The following is a 26891-nucleotide window of genomic DNA, read 5'->3' as shown; positions in this document are numbered from 1 at the left end:
TGGCGAAAAAAAGGCAATATTTTTAGAACGCGATGGAGTCATTAATCAAATACTTACAGATCGTGTTAGATTTGTAAATAAACCAGAAGATATTTTCCTGTTACCTGGTGTAGCTGACGCAATTGCTACATTTAATAGAAAGGGGTATACGGTCCTAGTCACGACAAATCAAGCGGGCGTCGGATTGGGTTATATGACTCAAGAAGAGCTCTTTGTGATTTGAACCATAACTTTGCCGTTCCGGCAAGGTTATGGTTCTTTTTGTTTGCGGCAAACTTATGCATCCAGAATCTGAAGAATATTCTTAATGTCGCTTTTAAAAAGTCACGATTTTTATAAAAAAGTTACAATGTTTTTGCCTTTTAATTAAAGAGTTCTGACTATACTTTATTTTAAAGCAACAATAATTCCTTGATAAATAGAATTATTGTAAAGTAATGATAATTAAATTATATATTATTTGAAAGTGATGAGAGGAAGTAGTAACAGGTATTTTTTCTTTTAGAGAGTCGGTGGGTGGTGCAAACCGATAGAAAGAACTTGTGAATCTGTCCTTGAGCGAAATGTGGAACACTTCAATGTGAAGTTAGTAATCGTTTCCGGTTAAAAACCGTTAATTTTTTAAGTGGAAAGCTTATATTTTCTATGCTTTCAACTAGGGTGGCAACGCGGGGTAACTCTCGTCCCTTTTATAGGGACGGGGGTTTTTTAGTGAAATTCCCTACCTTAAAAATTTAACGTGAACGAAGAAGATGGCATTATTCACTTATTAAAGGAGAGATAAGATGTGTGGAGGTAAAAATTAATTAGACTAATAGAAAATTAATAAACATGGTGATTTTTGGGGTTATTATTTCAATAAAATCATGAGGTTGGTATGTGAAAGGGGGCAACAATAACAAGTTGCTCCTTTTTTTAATAATTCTATGAACAATATTAATTTGTTTTCTGAAATATTTTTAGGGCATATAGAAAGAAATTTTAGAATTTTTGAAATTCCGAAATAGGAAACTAAACTTTCTATAATTGATAAATGTTACATTTGAATAAGAAACTATTAGCAGATCTAACATGTACACTTTATTTATGGGGATGACAGCATGCAAATCTAATGATTTAGCCAGCACAGCTGAAAAATCAAATGTGCAATAGAAAAAGGATATGCCAATGCCTGTAAAAGAAATTAATACAACAACTAATGCAGGATCCTTTAAATGTAGACTTAATATAGCTTTGAAATAAAGTCGTATCGTCTTATTCTTTTAATAATAAATTGGTAAGAAATGTAAAACTATAGGTAAGGAAGAGGGACATCTAAAGCATGCTCAACATAAATATGAACCTTGACATGTCAGTAAGTGTATTGTAGATTAAGTTAATTACTTAAACCATTAACCATATAACATTAGAGGGAAATAGTTACAGTAGATCTGGAGTTCTGCATTTGTACATGTTATAGAGTTATCTAAAATGTCATTTCAGATGGAACATATACTTTTAGTGACCAGTACAGTACAAGTAATCGAGACTTTAAACTATTTGCAGAGCACTTATTTTAAATTCGTATCTTGACAAGTTAATGGGGGTATAGTAGATTTGGTTAGTGGCTTAAATCATTAACCATATAACGAAGGGGGAAGTGGTAATAAAGGTATATATTCTCTGTATTTGTACAGGTAATAGAGTTAAATCAAATATCATTTCATTTAGAATATAAACTCTTATTGATCTAAACAATATAAGCAATTAAAACTTCAAACTACTTGTAGAGCACCTAAATCCAATGAGGATATTGACAAGTTGATGGGGATATTGTAGATTTGGTTAGTGACTCAAATCATTAACCATATAACAATGGGGGAAGGAAGTGCTCATGAGAACTGAGAAACCCGTATTTGCACAGGTTGCAGAGATGATTGAAAATGATATTTTATCTGGTACATATAACCCAGATGACTTAATTATTTCAACCACTCAGATTTCTAAGCTTCTCTCAGTAAACCCAACTACATCGGTAAAGGCTGTTAAGATTCTCGCAGATAAAGGAGTGCTCTATAAAAAGCGAGGAATTGGAATGGCAGTAACCAATGAGGCAAAGAAAATCATATTGGACGAGCGAAAAAAAGAGCTGTTAGATACGATACGACAATCGATGAAAATTGGTATATCACGAGAGGAAATAATTAAATTAGTAATGGAGGAAAACGATGATTAATTTATTCAATGTAACTAAAGATTATGGGAAAAATGAAGGGTTGCGGAATTTCTCCGTAACCTTGGATTCACCTGGTATTTACTGTTTGCTAGGTAAAAATGGGGCAGGAAAAACTACCTTTCTCAAATTAATTGCGGGTCACCATAATGCTAGTGCTGGTGAAGTCAGAGTTGAGGGGAACCTCGTAAATATGATGCGTATGCCAGAGCAAGTATATTTTGTTCCTAGTGATGCAGAACATTTTAATATGCGTATCAGGGACTTATTCAAGACTGCAAAAGAATTGCACAGTCAATTTGATCTCAATTTCGCAATTGAAATTGCGGAAAAATTCAAACTGGATTTAAACAAAAAGTATGAACAAACATCATTTGGAATGAAGGTTATGGTCAACACAATCCTTGGAATGGCTAGTAACAAGGCTGTAATTATTCTAGATGAACCAGTTTTAGGGTTTGATGCTATTACACGTAATAGTTTTTACGATTTATTACAAGTATGCAACGAACAGAAACCAAAAATTATTATTGTGTCCACACACTTAATTGATGAAATTTCTAAAGTTGCAGAAAAGCTTCTTATCATTGATAAAGGAGAACTGAAATTATATGCAGATACCACTGATATTGATGAGATGGCTTATTCTGTAACAGGTCCAGTTGATATCGTCGAACAGGTAACGAAAGGTCTAAATATTATTGGTAAAAAGAACGTGGGTGGATTTGTATCGCAATACATTTTTGACAAACCAATTGAGGATACAAATACAGTAATGATATCACCTTTGGGCTTACAAGATTTCTTCATCAGTCTTGTTGAAGAAGAATAAAAAGAATTTGATTGTGAAAATATAAAATTAGGAGGACTTAAGATGAATGCACTTGCTGTAGCAAAGCTAAATTTTAAGAAAGTAAAATTATCGTACGTTATTTTTATCGCAGCTATTGTCTTACAAATAATTAGTTACGTAATTAATGATTTATTAGGAACAACAAATAAAGGACAATTTTATTTAAGTTTTAGTTTTTACTCTTATATCATAATTTTAATGAGTGCGGTGCTCATTCCCGCTAAGAATTTCCGGAAAATTATGAATCTTAATGTAAAAAAGCTCGATTATATGAGAGGGATCCTTATAAATTATATTTGTTTCGCCCTTGTTATTTCGCTATTTACAGCGCTTTGCTATCTTTGTTTAGATAAACTATTACCTGTAGGTAATAATGGATTTGTAGCCAATCCATTTGGTGTTTTTGGTTGGGATAAAAATGGAGTTAGTATTGCCTTCATTCGTCAATTTGTATTTATTCTGATGGTTGCTTTGATTGTTCATACATTAACTACCATCCAAGGTACTTGGTATGGTTGGCTTACAGATATTATCATTGTAGCTATCATTTGTGTATTTACACCTATTGCTGCACTTCGAAAAGTATTAAGCTTGATATTTGAAACACTAATCTTTACTCCTAATGCAGTTATTCAAATAATAAGTTGTATTGTAGTATCTGTCATTGTCTATATATTATGTGTTTTGGTCGTAAGTCGGAAGAAGATTTAAATATTAATAAGTTATCATTTATTAAAGGATAGAGGCAGTAAAGGCGAAATGAGCATCCGTTATATTTTGCTGAGTATAAGTAAAATAGGACAGGATAGAAAATAAAAATACCCATCTTAACTATTATAGGCCGCTTTATACTCACTGAAATTACTAACTAGAGATTTAGTGGAGGGATTATTATGTTTACCAAGCGTATTGTGGCAAGTGCAATAATAATTTCACTTGCAGCTTGTGGTACAACGCCTGAAAAGCCGGATAAGAATTCACAGAACCAAAATGTTACGCAAGGCACAAAAAATTTTGATGAGAAGGATTTAAAAATAAAAAGTGCAGCCTATTTAGAGCAATTTCAGAAAAATGATTTTGATCAACTTTATAAAAATGGAACTCATGAAATGAATAGTAAATTACCTAAGGATGAGTTTGCCTCTAAATGGAATGCTTTAATATCTCAATTAGGACCTGCTCTAGATACAGAATCAGAAGTATTTAGTTCGAAAGATAAAAATGGAAAAGTGGCCATTACCACGGTACATCGTAAAAATAATTTGCAAACTACTTTTGTATATACAAAAGATGGGAAGGTAACCGACGTTCAAACTCAACTACAACCACTTATAGTTAAACCGGTGAAAGGGGAAAAATGGGAAGAATCTTCGATTAAAGTTGGTTACAATGAAAAAAAATTGAATGGGTTGTTAACTCTTCCAAAAGGAGTAGAAAAGCCGCCGGTTGCAATTTTGCTTCAGGGGTCTGGTCCCAATAATATGGATTCTATCATTGGTACGGGTCTTAATCGTCCTTTTGCGGATATTGCACACGGTCTTGCCGAAAATGGAATTGCTTCTATCCGCTATGACAAGCGCTCTTATGCATATCCAAATGATGTCTCTGACGTAGAAACAGAATATTTGTATGATGCTAAAGAGGCTGTGCGACTTGCTAAAGAAGATAAAAGAGTAGATAGTAGCAGAATTTATCTAATTGGACACAGTCAAGGTGGCCTATTGGGACCAAAAATAGCACAGGATAATCCAGAAATAAAAGGTTTTGTCTCAATGGCTGGTACCTTACGTCGTTTAGAGGATATAGTGTTGACACAGACTACATTGCGATTAGAACAAGAAAATCTATCGAACGAGCGTAAAAAAGAAGAACTGGACAATACAAAAGCGGGAGTAGATAAAATTAAAAAACTCAACTCCTCTGATAAGACAGAAGTTATACTTGGCTATCCGGCTAGCTATTGGAATAGTTTGAATAAAATTGATGGAGCAAGCATTGTTAAAAATCTTAGTATTCCAATGTTCATTATACAAGGTACAACTGATTTTCATGTCTTAGAAAAAGTAGATTATAAACTGTGGCAGGAAACACTTGAGGGTAAAGACAATGTTAGTTTCAAGGTGTATGCAGGACTGAGTCATTTGTTTATGCCAGGCGGTTCCGCAGATAAATTTGATGGTAGTATTTACAACAAACCAGCTCATGTAGATTCTCAAGTAATAAAGGATGTCTCAGGATGGATTAACGCTCAACATTAATTAAGTTAAAATGAGAGCGAAATATTATTCTCTTGCCAAGAAAAGTATGGATTCGGTCAAAATATAAATATTTTGGCCGAATTCCTAAGGTGAAGATTTATTCATTAAATCATAAAATCGTAAAAATGAAGATTAAATTATGTATTTATTTAGAAAGTGGTGTTACAAATCATGAAAAAAGTTTTTAAAAATGTCTTACCTTTCACTGTAGTTGTTAGCTCAGTATTAATTTTTACTTCTGCATGTACAAATGATGCTAGTTCTGATAAGAAAAATAGTTCAATAAAATATGAGGAAAAGAGCTATTCAATAGAAGCAGATAAGATTTCCAAAATATCTCTAGCTGCAATGGATCGAAGTGTCGATGTGGTAAAATCAAACGATAACGTGATTCATATTACGTATTTTGATAATGATAAAGAATCCTATGCGATAAGTGTTTCAGATGAAAAGAATTTAATTATGCAAGCCAATACCGATAAAGAATTGAAAGACTATGTGGGCCTTAATTCCGACAAAGCACATAGGAATATAAAGATATCAGTTCCGCGTGGTATTGAAAGTGGTATTGAAATAAAAACATCTAAAGGGGATATTAATCTTTCAGAAGTAAATATATCTGGTACTATCGATGCAAAAACTTCAAATGGAAAAATAAAAGCTTCTAATGTAGAAATTGAGAAAAGATTCAAATTGGAAACCAAAAATGACGATATAAATCTATCCAATGTTAAGGTGAAAGGTTCCGTTGATGCAACAGTTTCAAATGGTAACCTAGATATAGAAAAAGTTACAGTTGAAGATACATTAAAATTAAAATCAAAAAATGGTGGTATAAATGGAACTATAGTAGGATCGTATGATGTATTTAATATTGCGAGCCAAGCTTCTAAAGGTAAAAACAATCTACCAGAAAATAAAAGTGGTGGTGACAAAAAATTAGATGTCAATGCTAATAATGGAGACATAAACCTTAAATTTGTCCGTTAATCTTAAAATGGTTTTGGTGCAAAAACTCTAAAGCTCTTGCCAGTAATCTCCTAAACTTGGACATACTGATAGTATTACTCTAAAAAAGGTGTGTGATCGGTATGGAAAAGAGAAATTTGTTCAAATGGAAGCATTATCAGCCGGAACTAATCTTATTAACAGTATGGTGGTACCTAAGGTACAATTTGAGCTTCCGTAACTTGGTGGAAATGATGGAGGAAAGAGGATTATCCATTGCTCACACAACGATTATGCGCTGGGTTCATCAATATGGACCTCAACTAGAAGAGAAAGTACGACATCATCTAAAATCAACAAATGATTCATGGAGAGTCGATGAAACCTATATTAAAGTAAAAGGGCAATGGATGTATTTATATCGTGCCGTTGATTCAGAAGGGAATACCATTGATTTTTATCTAAGTAAATCAAGAGATAAACAAGCCGCCAAGTGTTTTTTCAAGAAAGCCCTGACTTTTTCGTACGTTTCTAAACCTCGCGTGATAACAATAGATAAGGACCCTGCCTATCCTGTAGCAATTCAAGCGTTGAAAGAAGAAAAACATATGCCTGAAGGCATAAAGCTAAGACAAGTTAGATATCTCAATAATATAGTGGAACAAGATCATCGTTTTATTAAGAAACGTGTGCATCCTATGTTGGGGTTTAAGTCATTTAAAACTGCAACTTCTATATTGAGTGGTGTTGAAGCCATGCATATGATTAAAAAAGAACAGATTGATTTACGGGACCAGTCTGTCCAAAATCAGAAAGAATTCATCCATCAATTGTTTGGGCTAACAGCATAAAATACAATTCCGCTCGAAATATATGCGTTATATTCTCTTTTATTTTATCTTTGCACCAGAACCAGAAAGATATACGAACAGTTGAACTTATTACAATGGTTCGAACCACATGCCTATAAAAAAGTTTTGTTAATATTAGAAAAGGAATTTAGCAAAGTAGATGTATTTAATGAAAATTAATCGAAAGGAATGTTTTTGAAAAAAACGAGCCAAGCAATAACCTATTATATTAGTGAAATACTAATCGATATAGGGGTACGGAAAATGAAGATTGCTGTATCGGAGTGGAAAGCATTAAAAAAAGAGACAAAGTTAAAGCTATTGCGCTATGCGATGTTAAAAAGTAAGTATAAGTATGCAAAATAAAAGCTCTTCATTTGCAAGAAGCAAACAAAGAGCAAAGTCATGAGTGACCGTCTAGGAAAGAAATTGGCAGGTTTCTTTTTTCTATATTTTAACATATAAAAAGTTGTAGAGAAAAGGGGCATGTAGAATGGAAGAAGGGCGTATTTCCTTTCAGCAAGGGTTTAAAGAATTTCTTATTATGATGGTCTGCTTTTGGTTCATTATGTTTCTCATGTATGGTGAAAGCCTGTTACAATAGAATGGAGTCGAAAGTCTAAATACCCTAAGGTAGCTCTCATAGGTGTACGATCTATGGGGGCTTTTTTAACAAGGAAATATAAAATTTCACGTATCATAATATTTAATAAAAAAAACAAACTAAAGAATCAATAGTCTACATTTAATTTTTGTACCTAATCAATCCGCTTAATGGATTCGGTCTCGTCTTTTTTGGATACTATTTTGTGTGAAATGGAGATATTATTTTTATTTTGGATAGATTTCTTGCGAAATATGTATCTATAGCCGTATTTCAATTAAAATGTGATACGATAGTTATATATTCGTTTTGCTTGTAAAAGGGGATGAGTGTCGATGAAAAACCACATAAAAGTAAATGGAAAAATCCTTCAAACAAATAAAAAATGGTCACATCTCAAGCAAAGACAAAGACAACATATTTCTAATTGGTTACGTAGAGAATATTCACAGTTTATAAAAACACATTATAGAAGACCTAAAAAGTATGAACATGATGAGATTCTCCATGAAGTGATGAATCAAATACAAGAACGTGAAATTTGGATTCCGTATAGTGAAATAAAAAGATACTATGTAAGCAATATAGGAAAATGGTTTAGAAAAATAGAAGATGAATGGGAAATACAAATGGACAACAAAGAGATGCAGCAAGCATTAAAAGAAAAGTAGATACAATTAGGGGGCGTATTTCATGTATAACTTACAAGAAGATATGTATGAATAATTAAAAGAAAGAAAAGGGGAAGTTACTGTATTTTTAATGAATGGCGTTCCAATACGTGGGCAGATCCTTGCAATGGATAAATTCACCGTTCTTATGATAGTTCATGGTAAGCAACAACTAGTCTACAAGCAAGCTATTTCCACAATTCTTAAGTAATTCTTGTTCTTTTTTCGAGGAAAGAGGAACTAACAAAAAAAAGAAGATTGAAATCAATCTTCTTTAGAAAAAGGAACAGATGACAGATTAGTACTCCAACTCATAATCAATTATAAATAAGGGTACATATATATTCAACCCGTTCTGAATTTTCTCAATATATTTGTCTTATTTTTAAATTATAATATAAGTAATTCTTTTAATTATTATATATTTGTTCTTTCCTGTTGCAGAACCCTTATAATAAGGGTTCTCTTTTTTGTATTATAAATTAACAAAAAGAAAGATAAGATCGGAGAGTAGGATCTTATCTTTTCACAAGGAGAAATATATTGTAAACTATCTTATTATTTATAATATTATATTCCGTGTTTTATTTCCATATATATTCCACGATTAACAATAATATCTATATTGGGGTACAGCCCATGCCCATCAAGCTAATCTTATATTAGTTTAATTTCACGCGAGATTTCTTCTTTTTTCTAAAGATCCCGTGTAAGTTTTTTAAAGAATTGCATATCAAATAAACCCTATTGGGTTTCGATTTTTTGAATTACGCTACATGATTATGAGACATGGAAAAGTTGTAGACGACGTCTAAGATATCAAAGACTGTTTTCTTCTCATACCTATGGGATTTTTGTCCGTTTTTCTGCAAAAGATTGAACAGCCGAAACAATATCTTTGTTAATTCTTGGGTGTCTTTTTGCAAAGATTGATAAATAAGTAAGAAATAATCTTTTATGATATAAGTTGCTTTATATTCGCTTAATTCTCGTTTCTTCTTGATGAGGAGTAGTTGGCGCATTTGAAACATGGTGGAGGAACAAAGAAGGATACTTATTAATTGTCCGTATAAGTGACATTCTAGTCTATCTAATTTTACAGAACTACATTTATGAATACGAAAAAATGTTTTCCATGTTTTAAAGATAAGTTCAATTTGCCATCGTAAGGAGTAAAAATCGTATACTTGCTCTTTTGGCAGATATTCCAATGGAATATTTGTAACGTAAAAGTTAATTGCACTAAGTCGTTTACTGCGTTCTTTATAGGTAATTTGCTTCTTATGTTCTTTAGAAGCTAAATCCTTTTGTCTACGCTTCATTTGCGTTTCAGTTAATTTATACATAATTAGTCTTGCCGGAAGCTTTTGATACATTCCAATATAGATTTCAGGAATTTCATATGTTTCACCTGACTGTAATTGGTCAATAAATTGCTCCATATCTAATTGGATGTACTCAGATTGCTTTTTTATGGTTCCATTTTGAAAGTATTCAGGTTCTTTATTCTTCTGATATATACGTGTATTAAGCTTTAATCGCGAAATAAAATAAGCATCACACTCGCTTATAGTATGTAAATCTTTTAAGTCGAAATATCCTAAATCACGTATACATACATCGTTCGGTTGAAGGGATGTTAAACAAGTAGAAGTATACGTTTTATCATTGTGTTTTCCGGATCCTACATGAACATGAAGAAATTGACCACTTAGTAAATCATACTCTAGTTGAATTTTTACTCCAGCACTTTGACCGCTACCACCTGAACCTTGATATGTAGAAGTGAATTTATCTGGAATTTGAAAATGGGTAGAATCCAAGATGCGGATACGTCGAAAATATTTTGTATACAAAGTTGGAATCTTGCTAGAAGCACAAAATTGTTGGTGAAGTAAATGTGCTAAGAGTTGTTGTAAAAACTGTACAGCTCGAGAATTAAAGCGTTGATTGAGTCCTTCTGGACTCATAGAAATACCTGTGTTAGCTTCTAATCGACTACATAGTTGTGTCAATGAAGTATTTGCTATGTTTTCGCCTAACCAAACACAAAGAGCTACTAAATCTTGCGCACGATATTTACTTTTTCTTTGAACAAATCCTATTTCTCTAGCTAATTGTTCTAGAGCACCAGGTGACATATATCGTTGTAACTTTTTAGAAAACAACTCTAATTTATCAAAAGTCGATAAGTTCATACTAAAAACGCTATCCTTTCCTATGTTTTTACAAAAAGAATAGCGTATTTTTTCATTTTAAGGAAATTTAGTTTTGTTAGCTTGATAGCGATGAGACGGTACCACAAGTTAAAGAATATGTTATTAAAAGTAAGAATTTCTTATTCATTTGAATATATCGGTAAAATATGGTAATATATCAATCTAGTTTAAAAGATGTAAGGGGGAAAAGGTATGCAAATACTATTAATTAGGCACGGGGAATCGGAAGCGGATATTTTAAACGTACATGAAGGAAGAGCAGATTTTGAATTAACGGAGATGGGTAGAAAACAAGTGAAAGGTTTAGTACATAAAGTGAAAAATGACTTTCCACCAGATTTTATATGGGCAAGTACATTAAAGAGGGCGCGAGAAACTGCTGAAACATTAGCGAAAGCAATTGGTTGTCCAGTGAAATTTGAAGAAGAATTAATGGAATTTAATAATGGTATACAGGCTGGCATGTCTTTCGAAGAAGCGAAAAAGTATCCAGAGCCAAAATTTCTTCATGATCGTTTTGAAAATGGGGAATCATTCATTGAGTTTCGAATGAGAATTGAAACGATATTTTCTAAAATTGTGACAGAAAATAAATATGAACGGATTGCAATTGTAGCTCATGGCGGGGTAATTACTAGTATATTACGTGCCTTTTTCCAAATGCCAATTAACATGGATTACTATTTTAAAGTAGGAGATACAGGGATTAGTATGATTGAACTTACGGATAAAGAAAAAGTAATTCATTTTATCAATGATACGAACCACTTAGAATGTATATAGTCGAAGATTCCATTATATAAAGTAAACGTCAAGTAACCCTAAAATATAGTACATCGTAAGTGTATTATATTTTAGGGTTACTTGACATTTGTTTCATTCATCATTTGAAGAAGATATAGTTGAAAAATCAAAAACACATTGGAAAATGGAATAACGTAGCAAATCTTTGTTAGAACTGGTAACGTAACAAAAACAACTCATTTTTTCGTTTTGGGGAAGAATGTATTTCTTAACTTGATGGCGATGGGGTGGTACCCCTAAATAATATTATTATCTAATACATAAGTATTAAAGGTTTGTTAAAATACATATTTTAATAAAGAAAAGACACCTAAGGTGCCTTCCTCTGACTTGAACCACTTTAATTTTAATAACATCATTTTACAATCACAAATATATCTTTAATCTTTCATATGATATTTTATCATTTTTTTCAGTTAAATGCATGAAACTGGTGAAAAATAGGTTACTTTTTGTAAATTCCTTTTCTCCATATCCATTCAATGGGACCATAGCGGAAATATTTACTCCAAATTTTGCTGAACATAATTTGCACAAAGACAATTAAAATCCCGAAGATACATAGTTGCCAGTAATATACCTGTGAGACATCTTTAAAGTACAACGAAAGAATGACAAGAGTTAGTATACTTTGGCTAATGTAATTCGTTAAAGCATACTTGCCTACGTTCATAAAGGGTTGCAGCCGCTCTATATATTTTTTATTCTCACAAACCCTAAGTAGAGTACAAATATAGAATATAGCTAGCGTTTTCCCTCCAAATAGAATCCATAGTTTAATATCCTGAGAGTAATAGACATCCATTTTTATAAAATAGTAGATAATAGGACAAGAGAGAAGACATGAAATGCATAACGAACTCCACTGGATAAATCTAATTTCCTTTATTAATTCCGGTACCCTTTTAAAAATATCTTTCTTACCAGCCCATAAACCGATTAAAAATAAGCCTATATATTCCGGAATTCCTATTAGTAACTGTTGGAATTCCTCGGTCATTAAAAAGAACAGACGAGCTTTTACTTGATGTGAATAATGTGTAAATAGATTTACAGTGTGATTGGTAGTGTGACCAGTAAACATATATTGATAGTAACTTGGTACTGCAGAAATAGAAGAACCTGCTTGTAAAAATAAAATAGCATGTAGTGTATAGCTAATAAGTAGGGCGATGCAGCCAAATATAAAAATAAGCTTTGTAGAACGCTTATAAAAGAACAATAGGACAAAGGCAGCTAAGGCATATGCGTGTAGAATATCTCCATACCATAGAAAGATAAAGTGGAGTAAACCAAAGAGTAGTAAGATACACAATCTACGGCTAAACAGCTTATACATTGAATAGCCTTTTACTTCAGCATTTTTTATAAAGATATAAAACCCTACTCCAAATAAGAACGCAAAAACAGTATAGAATTTTGCCTGTATAAACAAATCTATTAAAAAACGAATCCCTTTATCTGTATCGGAGTAACCGGCCTGGTTAAAGGGATCTAGTCCCGTCATAGTAGGTAGATTAGCAAATAGGATACATAGTATGGCTATACCCCTTATTATGTCTAAAGAATAAATACGGGCGTTTTGTTGCATGTAAATTCCCCTTTCTTACAAAGAAAAACGAGCACTATATTAACTAGCGTTCGAATTACGTCTCGCAAAGAATCCGTCATATGTAGCAGCTGACACTGCCCCTTCTAGGCGTTCAACTTCTTTACCTCTATTGTAAGCTACAATAACTGGAGTACCAGGAATGTCGAACTCTTGGAAGGCACTTTGATTTTCCGGCGTAGAGATATCAATGCGATAGATGGTTCTATCATGTTTATTTGACATACTATTGATATCTGGTGCAGCCTTTTTACAATAATGGCAGGTTGGTTGATAGTAATACGCAATAAATTCTTCATGGGATTGTATCTTTTGCTTTAATTCTTCTTTTGAAATATTTTTTATATTTTTTGATGCACTTTCTGCATCTACAGCAGATACAATTGTTTTTTCCGGTGTTACTATTTCTGTTTTGACTGATTCATTTTTAGTTAAAGTAAAGATCGTGATACCAATAACACATAAAGTTGTTATAACTGCTCCGATTTTGTAGATTTTTTTCATAGTAAATTCCTCCTTAAAGTAAAAAAAGGACAAACCTCGCCCGAGTTAACTGGGCGTAAGGTTTGTCCTTCACGCTACGTACAATAGAATATAAACAATGGTAATAAATTTTCTACTTATATTTTAACACAAAATCCATATAAAATACTATGCAAATGTTTAGGCGGAGAAACAAAAATCAAGAAGCCATTAACAATTTCACGTACCGCATGATTAATAAAATAGAATCCAAATAATAAATTTTATTTTATTAAATGGGGTCCCGCCAACCAAATGACATAAAACCCACGCTAATACATTTTATGGAAGGTGAAAAGCCGATTTTCCTACGTTAAGGAATTTCGGCTTTTATGCTTTATTTCGGAGTGGTCGTGATGATTCTAATGTAGTTGATTGCTTAAATTTAAATTTATATTCACCAAGGAAGGTGATATGTTCCCAGCCAAGCGGTGAAATATGATGTAACAGTTTTTCCCGCAAGACACCGTTCTCTTTTTTATCTTCTATCGCCTTGGTTAAATATACCGTATTCCATATACTAATGGTATTAATAATAATATTTAATGCACTAGCTCTTTGAAGTTGATCCTGCAGTGCACGTTCACGCAACTCTCCACGTTTTCAGAAAAAAATAGATCTAGCCAAAGAGTTCATAGCTTCACCTTTATTTAATCCACGATGAATTTTTCTCCTTAATGTTTCACTTGAGATGTAATCTAAGATGAAAATCGTTTTTTCAATCCTTCCCATCTCACGAAGTGTTGTAGCCAAACTATTTTGCCGAGCATAAGAACCAATCTTTCCCATAATAAGAGAAGCAGATACCGTACCCTTCCGAATAGAATGAGCTAATCGTAATACATCATCGTAATTTTTTTGAATAACATTTATATTGATTTGACCGCGCAATAATTTTTCTAATTGTGGAAAATCACTAGATTTTCCTATCGTGTAAAGCTTTGAGTCAGCTAAATCTCGTAAACGCGGTGCAAAATGAAAAATTGGTTAAAAGAAGGAATACTTTTGTACTTTAAAGAATTTTATACTTATCAAATATTTAATAAGTAAGGGGCTCACTGCCAGTTAATATAAGTTTTGCTACTAAAAAAAGAGGTAAATTAGAGTCGATAATGAAGAAAGAAACCAACTTTAACTCATCGTTGAAACCGAATGTACAAAGCAGAAATCTAGTTTCAGAAATTACACATTTTCCTAGTACCTACGTGATTTTTATTTTTGGTTTACTTATTTCTAGGATAGGTGATTCCCTTTATACGTTTGCGCTTCCTTGGATTGCTTATAAGTAAACTGGATCAGCAATAATTATGAGTTCGCTTTTTGCTATCTGCGTGTTACCTATTGTTTTATTTGGTCCAATCGTAGGAGTGGTAGTAGATCGCTTTGATCGGCGGAAATTAATGTGGGTTGCTGATCTAGGATGTATTATTTTAGTAGCCTTAATTCCTATCCTGTATAATTTGAGCATACTTCAACTCTGGCATCTATATGTTGTTTCTTTTATTTTAGCCGTACTATCGATGTTATTTGACGTAGCAACTATTACAGTAATTCCACAAATCGCAGGTCAATCGTTAACAAGAGCCAATTCCGCATACCAAATAGTTAACCAAATTGCTAGTTTAGCAGAACCCGCATTAGCCGGTATTATAATTGTTATAATAGGTGGGATTAATACCATCTCTTTTATAGCTACTCTAGTTGCTGTATTACTATTGCCGAAATCATAAAAGAAGAAACCTACAGATAGAGCAAAAACACTATTGCAAACTATAGGGAATGATATGAGAGAAGGGCTTAAATGGTTAATAAACGATCGTCTTAACATTGCTTTATCTCTTCAAGCAATGGTCGAAAACTTTGGTGCTAGCGCTGTATTAGGTGGGCTTATGTATTATTTACTTTCCACATTAAATCTATCTGCTGAAGAAAGTGGGATTAATTATACTTTAATTGGGTTAGGTGGTCTTTTAGGAAGTATCATTGTTATTCCACTTGAACAACGATTTCAGAGGGGAATCCTTATTCCAACCCTCCTTGCTGTGGGAGCAATTGGATTGATCTATGCAATATGGAGTGAATATTGGCTTGCGCCGGGCATTTCATTTGGTCTTGCTATGATTTGTAATATAGCCTGGAATATTATTGTAGCATCCGTCCAACAGGAAACAGTCCCCACCGATATGCAGGGAAGAGTTTTAGGGTTTTCACGTGTGCTTACTCGTTTGGCTATGCCATTAGGAGCACTAGTAGGTGGATTAATTTCCGATTTTAATCCGGTTGCAATATTTATTTTGGCATCAACTACAAAGGTCATTGAAGTTATTATCGCGCTGACTAGTCCTATTCGTAAACTATGAGCAAAAGTGTTTCTTCATTAATGACTTTCTAACTAATTAAAAACTAATAACGTGTATAATATATTTTTTCTTAATTTAATTATATAAGGATTATGTAATGTTAATTTTATATTAAAACACTTTTAATCAAAATATACACTTTTTTAAAAATTTTTGCTTTATTTAATACTATTTATTAACTTTAAAAGACCAAAGAACCTACCCACTTACCTACAATATAACCCATATAAATAAGCAGAGCTCCTGTTAAGATATAAAAACAAGATTTAAAATACATACTCTTTTCAATCGTATCACCAATTTGATGAAACATTTTTGACATAAAGAAAAAACCACCTTTTTAAAATTACTAGAGCACACAGAGATATTATCAGAAAATAACTAATTAACACAACACTTATTGGAATAATAATGTATAAAATAATAACAACGTTCACAAAAATTTAAAATTTATGAAATGAATTACTTTGCAGTTAATATTTAGAATTCAAAAGGTTTATTAGGTAAAAATACGTTATATTACAACTAATTTTTTATATGTATTAAACTTTCAAACCTGAGTGAAACCGATTTATTTAAAAAATATTTTGATTTTTACTGGATAAAAATTCCAATGGAGGCTCTAATGCAAATATATGATAAATTATATAGGATTAAACATACTTAATATAATGACCTATTAAGTAGTTACTCCAAATAGCTAATGTTGTATATAATTCACATCCCCACATAGTACTTATATACTTTTTAATAAAAAGATAATCTCTTTTAAAAAATTTCTTTTACTATTATACATTTAAGATTAAATTACCTATTGGTATCCTTTTTCTTCTCTCAACTACTCGATAGCCATTCAATAAGCAAAATTCTTATCAGTAGGGGGATAGCAAGAAGCTTTGAAACACGAAAAGACCACAAAGCTTTCTTAAGAATTTGCTTTATAGCCTTGTTGTCTTATGATTTATTAAGATAAACCTCAATTTTATTTCCTTCAGAATCCTGTTTTTAATATAACAATACCCAGTGGCTACATTCGGTATACTCGCAGGAATATTTAATACATTCCCCGCAAAATTTTCCTGAAATGATATAGTAATTTTTTTATATAAAAAAAAAGACGGTAAACCCGCCTTCTATATTTATTACCATTTAATATCAGATGATTTGTAAGCATAGTAGGCTTCTAAAGTTTTTTTGCCACTATGTAATTGTAAATCATATTCTCCAGCTCTAACTCCTTGTGAATAATTATTATTACTGTTCCATTCAAGTTCCTCACCCGGTTTAAGTTCTTTACCTTCTATATTGATTTTACTAGTTCCCTTATGTTTAAGGTTAACCGTTAAATTAGAATCACCTGTATTTTTAACATATACTTTAAGATGCCCATATCCTCCAGTAACATTGAATTTTACGTTCTCAATACCATCTTTTTCATATAGAGTATCTGATCCCATATCTTTTACCTCTGCACTAGCACCTGTAGGAAATGATAGTGCAGTAACTCCACCGACACCAAACGCTAAACCTAAAGAGAGTAATACTGGAAATAGTTTGTACTTTTTCATAAATTAATCCCCCTTATTTGCTTTATTTAATGCATCTCAAGTATAAACTGAATTACATAAAAACTTAATATTGGAATGTTGTTTTATCAATACAGTTCAGAATATTCTGTGTTATATTCCCTCTTAGGAAGAAGAACAAAGTTTGATTACCGCTTTTAAAAAGGAATATTGAAAGTAATAGTAGGCTTAATCCTTGTGTTTTACTCTTTACAAACTTGTCACAAAAATAGAAGAGAAGTATTGATATAATAAAAAAACAATTCAAATGAAGGCTTTAATTTAAGAAAAAGAATAATATTTATATAGCATACATGCAATAATGGAATGCAGTATAGATTATTATACAAGCATTTTCTTTATATATGCACACTATTTATATCATGAGTATTTCGCTCATTAGCATTACACTAAGTTAAATATATAAATAATACAATTTAATTGTAACAGTAATTTTTTTGAAATAATAGACTATTTTTGCATTTATTACATGATAACATTTAGATATAGAGTTAATAAATTGTTTTAATTCTAAAAAAACACATTTTTACAAAAAAACGGAGGTAATTTTAATGTTGAAAGAATCTTTATTAGTAAACACAAAAAATATGTCAGTAGAAGAACTTTCTTTTGATGAAACTCAAAAAATTGATGGCGGTGTAAATCCTTGGGTTGTTGCTGGAACTGTAGGTGGTGTAATTGCATTAGGAAATGAAGTGTATAAATTTGGTGGCGGAGTAGTAGATGGTTGGAAAGCTGCTGGGAAAAGAAAGAAAAAATAATTTTAAAATAGAATGGGGATACATTATGAATTTAGTAAATAATAACGTTGAAGTATTATCTGAAAAAGAATTTATGGAAATAAATGGTGGAGGTAGAGATTTATCTACAGATGTTGGTAAAGCAGTTGGATGGGGATTGAAAATATGGGATGAAATGAGTAGAAGTTCTTGGGAAACTTGTAAAAAGCGTGGAATTACATCCCGTAAAGATTGTTAATTAGTGTATTTTTTGTATTTTTATTGATAAAAAAAACTTCCTATTCAGGAAGTTTTTTTATCAATACATTATTAATTTTTACTGTATTTATCATTTAATTTATTTTTATTAGTTATAAAATAGCCTAAAATAGATCCGAAGTATAAAGTACCTCCAAAAGTTGAAAGGTTAAATTTCTTATTTACTAATAGTTCTGCTAAGAAAGTAGTTAATAGTAATATGGTTAACAATATTACTATATATTTTCTTTTGAAAAAAAAGCTTAAAACATTGTCAATTATAGGATTCATTATTTAACACCATTTCCTTTTAGATTTTATAACAAAAAAGTAACATAAAAATTCAAAAGAATCTATGTTTTTTTATATTAAAGAATAAAGTAAATAATTTTTATTTGTTTTTAAGGAATGATTTTTATTTTTAAATGAATGTTTATTATTTATAATTTTAAGGTGGAAAGTTATGAGTAAATTTCCTTTTATTATGCAACATGATTTAAAAGATTGCGGTCCAGCATGTCTTGCTATGATCTCTAGACATTATGGACTTTCTATATCTATTTCTAAAATTAGAGAAATAGCGGGTACAGATTTACAAGGTACGAATGTGCAAGGTCTTTTAGAGTCAGCTGAGAGATTAGGATTTGATACAAAGGGAGTTAGAGTAAAGGAATTAAACGCTTTATATGAATTACCTCTACCAGCTATTGCACATGTTAATATGCCAGGTGGCTTATTACATTATGTAGTTATTTATAAAATAAATAAAAAGAAAGTATATGTTTCTGATCCAGCTAAGGGTCTTGTTATTTATTCTTTAGAAGATTTCAGTAAGATTTGGACCGGGGTTTTGGTATTACTTATTCCTGGTCAAAAATTTAAAAAAGGAAAAACATCACAAGGAAATTTGGTGAGGTTTTTATCCTTGTTAAAATTACAGAAAAAATTATTATTCTCTGTGTTTTTTGCTTCGATTTTTTTTAATATATTTGGTTTATTAGGAGCATTTTATTTTAAATTTTTAATAGATGATATTGTAACTAATCAGTTACTTCAGACATTACATGTTGTGTCTATTGGGGTTATTGTACTATATGTTTTTAAAGTGTTAATTTCTTATTTTAGAACTCATTTGATTTTATATTTGAGTAGACGAATTGATGTTCAATTAATGCTTGGATATTATCGTCATGTAGTAGGATTACCTATGAATTTTTTTGAGACAAGAAAAGTAGGAGAAATTATTTCTCGTTTTATGGATGCAGGTAAGATACGTGATGCATTATCGACGATAACAGTGACATTAATGATTGATACCTTGATGGTTACACTTGGAGCGATTTTGTTATATATACATAGTCCGATTTTATTTGGGGTTACGCTTTTACTAGTTCCTTTTTATATAATTATTATTTTGTTATTCCACAAGCCATATCAAAATATTAATTATGAGGAAATGGAGAGCAATGCTAAATTAACATCTTATTTGGTAGAGTCTTTAAATGGAATTTCTACTGTGAAATCTTATAATGCTGAAAAAGAAGTGTTTTTTCAAACAGAAAGTCATTTTGTTAATTTATTAAAACATGTATTTAAAAGAGGAATGTTATCTAATTTACAAGGTTCTATTAAATTGGGGCTTGAATTAATTGGGGGTACAGTGATTCTTTGGATTGGCGCTATACAAGTTTTAGAAGGAAATATGACTATTGGTGAATTAATTACATATAATGCACTTTTAGCATATTTTTTAGATCCAATTGAGAACTTAATAGGAATTCAACCTACTATGCAGTCGGCATTAGTTGCAGGGGAAAGATTAAATGAAGTTTTTGATTTAGAGTTAGAAAAATCTGAGAAAGAATTTAATAAAGTTTCTATTAAAAAGTTATCCGGTAATATTAAATGTTCTAATGTTACATTTCGTTATGGTACTAGAAAAAATATTTTAAATGGTATTAGTTTTTCAATTGATTCTGGAAGTCAAATAGCTTTTGTTGGAGAAAGTGGTTCTGGAAAAACGACTATTTCAAAGTTATTAATGGGATTTTATGATTCGAGGGAAGGCGAAATTCATTATGATGATTATCATATCAGAGAAATTAATAAAACATCATTGAGAGATCGTATCTCATATGTTTCTCAAGAATCATTTTTCTTTAGTGGATCAATTTATGATAATTTACGATTTGGATTAGATAATAAAGTTACATTAGAAGAAATTATAAAAGTATGTAAAGATGCAGCGATTCATGATTTTATTAGTGAATTACCGTTACGCTATGATACTTTGTTAGAAGAAAATGCATCGAATTTATCAGGTGGTCAAAGACAGCGTTTAGCAATTGCAAGATCTTTATTGAAAAATCCGGATATTTTAATTTTAGATGAAGCGACAAGTAATTTAGATTCTACAACTGAGAAATTGATTACTGATATGTTAAAAGAATTAAGGCATAAAGGAATTACAGTAATTATGATTGCTCATAGATTAAGTACAATTCAACATGCAAATAAGATTTTTGTTATGGAAAAGGGAATGGTAATAGAAGAAGGTTCTCATGAAGAATTGTTATTTATTAAAGGTGAATATTATCGTCTATGGAAAAATCAAACGATTCATGCTGAACATATAGATTCACAACTTCATGTAATGCGAGGAAATCAATATGAATAAAATATATTCTTTTGATCAGTTATCAGATAGTGTTGAACTATTAGAAAAAAAACCTCCTCGTGTTATAAGTTGGTTATTAGGTTTTCTTTCTTTAATTTTTATAGTTTTTTTTATTTGGGCGTATTTTAGCAAAATAGATATTGTTAGTAAGGGTACAGCAATTGTACAAGGTAAATTTGAAGTAAGTGTAATGCGAAATCAATCGGCTGGTATTGTTGAAACGGTTCTAGTTCGTTCTGGTGATGAAGTAAAAAAAGGAGACACTTTAGTTCAATTAAAAAACAGAGAATTGGAATACAAACAGAATCAATTTGATCAAGTTGTTAAAAATTTAGAACAACAAAAAAAGATGTTGGAAGAATTAAAGAGAAGTATTCAATTAAAAAAACCTATATTTTCTAATGAAGTAGATGAAAAGGTAAAAACTGAGTATAAAGCTTACGAAGAGGGTTATCAGTCTTTACAAAATGAAAAAGAGAACGAGATAAAAACATTGGATCATAGTAAAATTTCTAATGAGCAAGATGATGTTTTACAAGGATTAATTTTTGAAAAAGAAAATAATCAGAGAGAAATTGAATCTTTGATTAGACAAAAAGGAAAAGAGAATATTCTTAATGAAAAAAAAGAATTGTTGAATGATGAAATAGTATTACTTCAATCTCAAAAAGATAATTTAGTAAAGAGAATAGAACAGAGGTCATCATTTTTAGAAAGTGAAAGAAAGAAAGTTGAAGAAATTAAAAAAGGTAAACAGGATCAAAAAAAATATGGATTAAGTCAATATAAAGAAAATACTATTGTTTCAGTTAATCAACGTATTCAAACTTTAGAACAAAGTATTTTTGAAAAAAAACAAGAGGTTGATAGTGCTAATATTCAAGGAGAGACTATGAGTATTAAAGCTTTAAAAGATGGTATTGTACAATTACCTGTAGTTTTACAATCAGGTGATTTAGTTGATTCAGGCCAAGAAATCATTTCTATTGTTCCGAAGGAAAATGAGAAAAAGATAAAGATGTTATTGTCGGCACAAGAAATAAAAGGAGTTAAAAAGGGTGATACAGTACAATATTCTTTTCAATTAAAGAAAACAGATAAACAGGTAGGGAAAGTTACTTATGTTTCTGTAAATCCTATTTTTGATAAAACTTCAAAATCTTATATGTATGAAATAGAAGCAACGATTGAAATAGATGATTTAGGTGAATTGCATACAGGTATGATTGGAAGAGGATCTGTAATTGTAGGTGAAGAACGAGCTTGGAAATTTATATTAAAAAAATTTGATTTTATTTCTAATTAGTTAAAAATAAAATTAGTAATTTATGATAAAAATTTGTATGAATTATATGGATACAAACTGTAAAACGGAAAAAACATAATTGGAGGTTTTTATTTATTATTGTAGGTAATTATCGTTATAAAACGAATAGGAAATTACAAGACATAGGGTAATAAAATATCTTTAAAAAATAAACATACTAGAGCGCGCCCACCTCGCTAACAAGCTAACAAAATAATATCCCTTTAAGTTAAAAATACGCTATTCTTTCTGTATAGTTATAGGAAAGGATGGCGTATTTTTTGCTTTATGGATAATAAAAAATTAAATTGATAGGGATTTGTTTTGACTCCCAGTACACCAATTAATCAAAAATAAAATAATTCTTCAAATTTTTTATCTAGTGCTATACAAAGTACTAATGCTAACTTTGCAGTTGGACAAAATTGTCCTGTTTCAATAGAACTAATTGTTTGCCTAGATACTCCTACCATTTCAGCTAATTCACCCTGTGATATTTTTTTCTCAGCTCTTGCTACTTTCAAACGATTTTGCAGTACTAATTCATCTTTCAATTATCATCCCTCCAGAAAGAAAGCTATGGCACTTGCAATTGTACTCATTATTGCTAGGATGCTTGCAATAAGAAATTTTTGTGCTTTCAATTTTTTAAACTTATAAAAACTTGTACTAGCTATATAACCAGAAAAAATTGAAATTAATTCGTAACTTTTAATACCATGCATCAATTTCCAAGAACCAAAAAATAGGACTAAAACAAGCACAGCTATTAAACCGTAACTAGATGAATCTAATTCTATAAGTTCTTTACGTTCATCTCTCCCCATTTTTTTGTATTTTCTTAATATCTCTTCTTTTTGCATTATTAGTAACCACCCCTTATTAATTATATTTTTATTGTACAGTTTTATTATCATTATGACAAGTTAACTTGTCATAATGATAATAAAACTTGTCTTCGAGGTGCATAGTAATACAATTTGTATAGATATAAAATTTTCATTCTGGGGGTAATTAAGAATCTTAGCTTGATAGCGATGTGGTGCTACCCCATCGCTATCAAGCTAAGATTATGCAAAGTCAATTTTAGGCGAGATTGTTTCTTTTTTCTAAAGGGCAAGTGTAGGTGATTAAAAGATTTGCATACGAAATAACCCCTAACGGGTTTCATTTTTTGAATTAAGCGGCTTGATTATCAGACATGGTACAATTGTAAACAACACCTAATATATCAAAGACCGTTTTTTTCTCATATCGATGAGATTTCCGCCCGTTTTGCTGTAGGAGATTGAACAGGCGAAGTAACACCTTTGATAGCTCTTGGGTGTTTTTTTGTATAGTTTGGAATAAAAGAAGAAAATAGTCTTTGATCATATATATGGCTTTATACTCACTAAGCTCTCGTTTTTTCTTCATTAGGAGCAATTGTCGCATTTGAAACATGATAGAAGAACAGAGTAGAATGGCAATCAATTGACCATATAAATGGCACTCCAATCGTTCTGGTTTTATCTTTTTACAATGATGAATTTGAAAGAATGACTTCCACGTTTTAAATAAAATTTCGATTTGCCAACGTAAAGAATACCAATCATGTACTTGTCCCGTCGGGACAATATCTGTTGAGGTGTTTGTCATATATACATTGAGACCACTGAGTCGTTTACTACGAGGAGAATACTCCATTCCTATCTTTTTTTCTCTTACAGCTTGATCTTGTAATCGTTTTTGTTGCTGTTGTTTTGTTAATCGATGAACAATTACACGAGCTGACACTTTATCAATCATTCCTACATAAGCATCAGCTATTTCACATGTTTGTCTTGGTTGAAGGGAGTTCATTAACGTCTCCATATCTATCTGTATATACTCTGTACCTTTCTTAATTCTTCCATCTTGAAAATAATCAGGGGTAGGATTTTTTTGATAAATACGTGTATTCGACTTGATACGAGAGATATAGTAGGCCTCTTTATCTTGTATATATTGAAGGTCTTTTAAATGAAAATAACCTAAATCTCGGATACATAAATCATTCGCTGTCACAGTTGGAGCACACAGAGAGCCGTAAGTGCGATCACTGGACCTGTATGAATATGAAGGAACTGTCCACTTAACAAATCATACTCAAGTTGAATTTTTATCCCAGCTGTATGGCTGCTTTATTAAATCGTTGGTTCAGTCCCTCGGGACTGATGAGCACTTCTGTCGAGGCTTCTAAACAGCTAGATAACTGAGTTAAAGACGTCGTAGCGATATTTTGGTTCATCCATACACATAAAGCGACTAAATCTTTTGCTTGGTACTTACTGGTTCGTTGTACGAAACCAACATCTCGAGCAAGATTCCGTAAGGTATTTGGAGATAAAAAACGTTGAATCTCTTGAGCAAATAGTTGTAATTCATCAGACACAGAAACAGACATAAAAAACGCCATCCTTTCCTATAATTCTACAGAAAGAATAGCGTTTTTTTCTTTTTATGGATACATTTTTTTAGCCCAATAGCGATGTGGTGTTACCTCAAATATAATTATTTTATTTGAAGGTCTCTTTTAAAATTTTTATCAAATCTTTTCATAGGTTGATATACAAGGACGTGTAATGATAAACCTATCACGGCAGTAATGTTCAAAATAATACTTATAATCATTAAAGACCATTCTATAACTGGAGAAAAGTATCCGTTCGTGCTTAATGTAGAAGAACTGATACCTAGTAGTAAAATCACTATTAGTAAAGGTAAGTTTTTAACCAATTTGAATCCCCCTTTTAAATATAATATCTTTATATCATTATATCACGCTAGATTATGTAATTAATATAAGATAGTTATCTATGAGAATTTAACGTATTTTCTCTTTTTTGGGGTGACCTACTTCTTTAGCTTGATAGCGATGTGGCGGTAGCCCATAAAGAAAAGACCCCCTTATAAGAGTATCTTTTCCGATAGTTTTTTAGCAGAAGCAAGAAGCTATAATCTTAGCTACATATGCAGATCAACATACGCAGTTAAATTTTGCAGGTTTATCATTCTTAGTTATGATTATCCCTGCTTATATCCATGGTACAGAATCGCTGGTAAGTCCTATGTGGTTAGTCATTAGCTTCCTCTTAGTAGTAATCGGGGAACTTTGCTTATCACCAGTAGGTTTATCCATTACAACAAAATTAGCACCAGCTGCTTTCTCTGCTCAAACAATGAGCTTATGGTTCTTAACTAGTGCTGCTGCACAAGCAATAAATGCTCAACTTGTTCGTTTATATAAGCCAGAAACCGAGATTATTTATTTTGGTGTAATTGGAGGATTATCGATCCTATTAAGTGTCGTGCTATATTTTATCAGACCTAAAATCAAAGAACTTATGAAAGGTATCAACTAAAAAAGATGTGCCACAAGAGTGTTGTATAAAACTCTTGTGTGCACACCTTTTTTAGTATTTGATAGCACCATTCCCTAAAAATTTACCTTTATAAACAATAAAATTAAAGTTAGGGCATGTATGAAACATTTAAGTAATAATCGTTCTATTTTTATATAAAATTATTATACTTATAAGCTTGCGAAATATACTTTTAAATAATGCGTCTGTTCGTTCATTACAAATTATATAAATGTATATAAATTGTAAGTCATATGTCCAATTATTCCTGGAATTATTGAGTTAGTTTTCTTATAGAGTAAACCATAAATTATACCCATTAGAGTTGTAAAAATAATGAATACAAAATCATAGTTATGAGCTAAACCAAATAATAAACTGGATATTATCAACCCAGCAAAAAAAGAATACTTGATTTCTAAAAATCTGAGAATAATTCCACGATATAGAAGTTCTTCTAAAAGAGGTCCGATTAATACATGTGTTGATATAGCAATTATGTATATGCTAAAAGATTGTTCGGATAATGTGTCTATGCCTAGATTTGTTGCTTGTATATTTGCTGAATCACTCGAGATGAGACTTGTTGTTGTACCGAATAAAACAACAAATATATTTGCAATCAATATAGATACATATGTCCTACCGCGATTTAATGATTTAATATTAAGTGTAGATAATATTAGATTATAAAAAAAATCTCGTGTGAAAATGTAATAAATGGAAAACGAAAGTATAGAAAGGGTTAATGAAAAAATTTTCGTTATTTCTAAACTGTCATTATTATCAAAAAAATGTTCAGTAAAATGTAATGAGAATACTATTTTTAATAATAATCCAAAAAGAAATGGTGCAAACATCGATATTAGTAGCGTTCCTAAAATAAATTGTTTCAATGAAGTCAGATTTTGATTGTGTAAATTAGTCATAGATGTTGAGTCCTTTATATCTATTTTTTTAGGTTTTAAGAAATTTTATGAACAAAAAAATTATGTTATGAATGTTCATTTTGAATTTTAAGTTATAGTTTTATTATAACTTAAGGTTTTTA

General features: G+C 31.0%; 20 protein-coding genes, 7 pseudogenes and 1 other annotated feature. Of the genes and pseudogenes, 16 read left to right on the top strand and 11 right to left on the bottom strand.

Features of this window, described 5'->3' with window-relative positions; translation table 11 throughout:
• Positions 1-16 precede the first annotated feature (16 nt).
• From KZZ19_RS28810 to hfq, 9 genes and pseudogenes are all read left to right on the top strand, one after another.
• A pseudogene (locus KZZ19_RS28810) lies at positions 17-220 on the top strand (HAD-IIIA family hydrolase); the annotation flags it as partial.
• A 240-nt stretch (positions 221-460) separates the two neighbouring features.
• Positions 461-691 (top strand) — a binding site (T-box leader).
• A 1182-nt stretch (positions 692-1873) separates the two neighbouring features.
• Positions 1874-2215, top strand: a complete 342-nt coding sequence (locus KZZ19_RS28805; protein ID WP_002160770.1) for a GntR family transcriptional regulator — start codon at positions 1874-1876, stop codon at positions 2213-2215.
• Entirely contained in the window at positions 2208-3044 is an 837-nt protein-coding gene (locus KZZ19_RS28800) for an ATP-binding cassette domain-containing protein (protein WP_237982827.1), read from the top strand. The genes KZZ19_RS28805 and KZZ19_RS28800 overlap by 8 nt, the downstream gene beginning before the upstream one ends.
• A gap of 42 nt (positions 3045-3086) precedes the next feature.
• Complete coding sequence (locus KZZ19_RS28795) at positions 3087-3776, top strand: permease (RefSeq protein ID WP_237982828.1); 690 nt, start codon at positions 3087-3089, stop codon at positions 3774-3776.
• A 182-nt stretch (positions 3777-3958) separates the two neighbouring features.
• Entirely contained in the window at positions 3959-5323 is a 1365-nt protein-coding gene (locus KZZ19_RS28790; protein WP_237982829.1) for an alpha/beta hydrolase, read from the top strand.
• Between the two features lie 171 nt (positions 5324-5494).
• Complete coding sequence (locus KZZ19_RS28785) at positions 5495-6313, top strand: DUF4097 family beta strand repeat-containing protein (RefSeq protein WP_237982830.1); 819 nt, start codon at positions 5495-5497, stop codon at positions 6311-6313.
• Positions 6314-6414: 101 nt separating this feature from the next.
• Positions 6415-7122: an IS6 family transposase gene (locus tag KZZ19_RS28780; protein WP_237982833.1), complete on the top strand. Its 708-nt coding sequence runs from the start codon at positions 6415-6417 to the stop codon at positions 7120-7122.
• Between the two features lie 939 nt (positions 7123-8061).
• A complete protein-coding gene (locus KZZ19_RS28775; RefSeq protein ID WP_237982831.1) occupies positions 8062-8397 on the top strand; it encodes a transposase in 336 nt (111 codons plus the stop codon).
• A 22-nt stretch (positions 8398-8419) separates the two neighbouring features.
• Positions 8420-8608 (top strand): annotated as a pseudogene (hfq, locus tag KZZ19_RS28770) (RNA chaperone Hfq).
• 556 nt (positions 8609-9164) lie between these two features.
• On the opposite strand, the gene KZZ19_RS28765 reads toward hfq, so the two are convergent.
• A complete protein-coding gene (locus KZZ19_RS28765) occupies positions 9165-10595 on the bottom strand; it encodes an IS4 family transposase (RefSeq protein WP_237982832.1) in 1431 nt (476 codons plus the stop codon).
• 213 nt (positions 10596-10808) lie between these two features.
• Here KZZ19_RS28765 and KZZ19_RS28760 point away from each other — a divergent pair, with 213 nt between their 5' ends.
• Positions 10809-11399 carry a histidine phosphatase family protein gene (locus KZZ19_RS28760; RefSeq protein WP_048543746.1) on the top strand — a complete coding sequence of 197 codons (591 nt, stop codon included), beginning with the start codon at positions 10809-10811 and terminating at the stop codon, positions 11397-11399.
• A 466-nt stretch (positions 11400-11865) separates the two neighbouring features.
• On the opposite strand, the gene KZZ19_RS28755 is transcribed toward KZZ19_RS28760, so the two are convergent.
• The 3 genes and pseudogenes from KZZ19_RS28755 to KZZ19_RS28745 all read right to left on the bottom strand — a co-directional run.
• A complete protein-coding gene (locus KZZ19_RS28755; RefSeq protein WP_348638051.1) occupies positions 11866-13011 on the bottom strand; it encodes a DUF418 domain-containing protein in 1146 nt (381 codons plus the stop codon).
• A gap of 39 nt (positions 13012-13050) precedes the next feature.
• Positions 13051-13533 carry a thioredoxin family protein gene (locus KZZ19_RS28750; protein WP_237982689.1) on the bottom strand — a complete coding sequence of 161 codons (483 nt, stop codon included), beginning with the start codon at positions 13531-13533 and terminating at the stop codon, positions 13051-13053.
• A gap of 348 nt (positions 13534-13881) precedes the next feature.
• Positions 13882-14532: pseudogene (locus KZZ19_RS28745) on the bottom strand (Tn3 family transposase); the annotation flags it as partial.
• A gap of 131 nt (positions 14533-14663) precedes the next feature.
• Here KZZ19_RS28745 and KZZ19_RS28740 point away from each other — a divergent pair.
• Positions 14664-15911: pseudogene (locus tag KZZ19_RS28740) on the top strand (MFS transporter).
• A 181-nt stretch (positions 15912-16092) separates the two neighbouring features.
• Here the strand turns inward: KZZ19_RS28740 and KZZ19_RS28735 are convergent.
• Positions 16093-16233: a hypothetical protein gene (locus tag KZZ19_RS28735; RefSeq protein ID WP_237982690.1), complete on the bottom strand. Its 141-nt coding sequence runs from the start codon at positions 16231-16233 to the stop codon at positions 16093-16095.
• Between the two features lie 820 nt (positions 16234-17053).
• Complete coding sequence (locus KZZ19_RS28730) at positions 17054-17479, bottom strand: hypothetical protein (RefSeq protein ID WP_237982691.1); 426 nt, start codon at positions 17477-17479, stop codon at positions 17054-17056.
• 569 nt (positions 17480-18048) lie between these two features.
• Here KZZ19_RS28730 and KZZ19_RS28725 point away from each other — a divergent pair.
• The 4 genes from KZZ19_RS28725 to KZZ19_RS28710 all read left to right on the top strand — a co-directional run bounded on the left by KZZ19_RS28725 (position 18049) and on the right by KZZ19_RS28710 (position 22457).
• A complete protein-coding gene (locus tag KZZ19_RS28725; RefSeq protein WP_098537578.1) occupies positions 18049-18258 on the top strand; it encodes a class IIb bacteriocin, lactobin A/cerein 7B family in 210 nt (69 codons plus the stop codon).
• Between the two features lie 25 nt (positions 18259-18283).
• A complete protein-coding gene (locus tag KZZ19_RS28720; protein WP_237982692.1) occupies positions 18284-18475 on the top strand; it encodes a hypothetical protein in 192 nt (63 codons plus the stop codon).
• 462 nt (positions 18476-18937) lie between these two features.
• Positions 18938-21151 carry a peptidase domain-containing ABC transporter gene (locus tag KZZ19_RS28715; protein WP_237982693.1) on the top strand — a complete coding sequence of 738 codons (2214 nt, stop codon included), beginning with the start codon at positions 18938-18940 and terminating at the stop codon, positions 21149-21151.
• Positions 21144-22457: an HlyD family efflux transporter periplasmic adaptor subunit gene (locus KZZ19_RS28710; protein ID WP_237982694.1), complete on the top strand. Its 1314-nt coding sequence runs from the start codon at positions 21144-21146 to the stop codon at positions 22455-22457. The genes KZZ19_RS28715 and KZZ19_RS28710 overlap by 8 nt, the downstream gene beginning before the upstream one ends.
• 347 nt (positions 22458-22804) lie before the next feature.
• Here KZZ19_RS28710 and KZZ19_RS28705 read toward each other — a convergent pair whose 3' ends face one another.
• The 4 genes and pseudogenes from KZZ19_RS28705 to KZZ19_RS28690 form a co-directional block, all read right to left on the bottom strand.
• On the bottom strand, positions 22805-23011 hold the full coding sequence (locus tag KZZ19_RS28705; RefSeq protein WP_000651002.1) for a helix-turn-helix transcriptional regulator: 207 nt from the start codon (positions 23009-23011) through the stop codon (positions 22805-22807).
• 3 nt (positions 23012-23014) lie between these two features.
• On the bottom strand, positions 23015-23320 hold the full coding sequence (locus tag KZZ19_RS28700) for a DUF6442 family protein (RefSeq protein WP_201039216.1): 306 nt from the start codon (positions 23318-23320) through the stop codon (positions 23015-23017).
• A gap of 316 nt (positions 23321-23636) precedes the next feature.
• A pseudogene (locus tag KZZ19_RS28695) lies at positions 23637-24882 on the bottom strand (IS4 family transposase).
• A 112-nt stretch (positions 24883-24994) separates the two neighbouring features.
• Positions 24995-25214, bottom strand: a pseudogene (locus KZZ19_RS28690) (hypothetical protein).
• A gap of 203 nt (positions 25215-25417) precedes the next feature.
• Between KZZ19_RS28690 and KZZ19_RS28685 the strand changes: the two are divergent.
• Positions 25418-25840 (top strand): annotated as a pseudogene (locus KZZ19_RS28685) (MFS transporter); the annotation flags it as partial.
• A gap of 224 nt (positions 25841-26064) precedes the next feature.
• On the opposite strand, the gene KZZ19_RS28680 reads toward KZZ19_RS28685, so the two are convergent.
• Complete coding sequence (locus KZZ19_RS28680; RefSeq protein WP_237982696.1) at positions 26065-26769, bottom strand: CPBP family intramembrane glutamic endopeptidase; 705 nt, start codon at positions 26767-26769, stop codon at positions 26065-26067.
• Positions 26770-26891: the final 122 nt, after the last annotated feature.

This window comes from Bacillus thuringiensis, from assembly GCF_022095615.2.
GTDB classification, from domain to species: domain Bacteria; phylum Bacillota; class Bacilli; order Bacillales; family Bacillaceae_G; genus Bacillus_A; species Bacillus_A cereus_AG.
The sequence above is the reverse complement of the archived record's forward strand: the minus strand, read 5'-3'. Positions and strand labels throughout refer to the sequence as shown.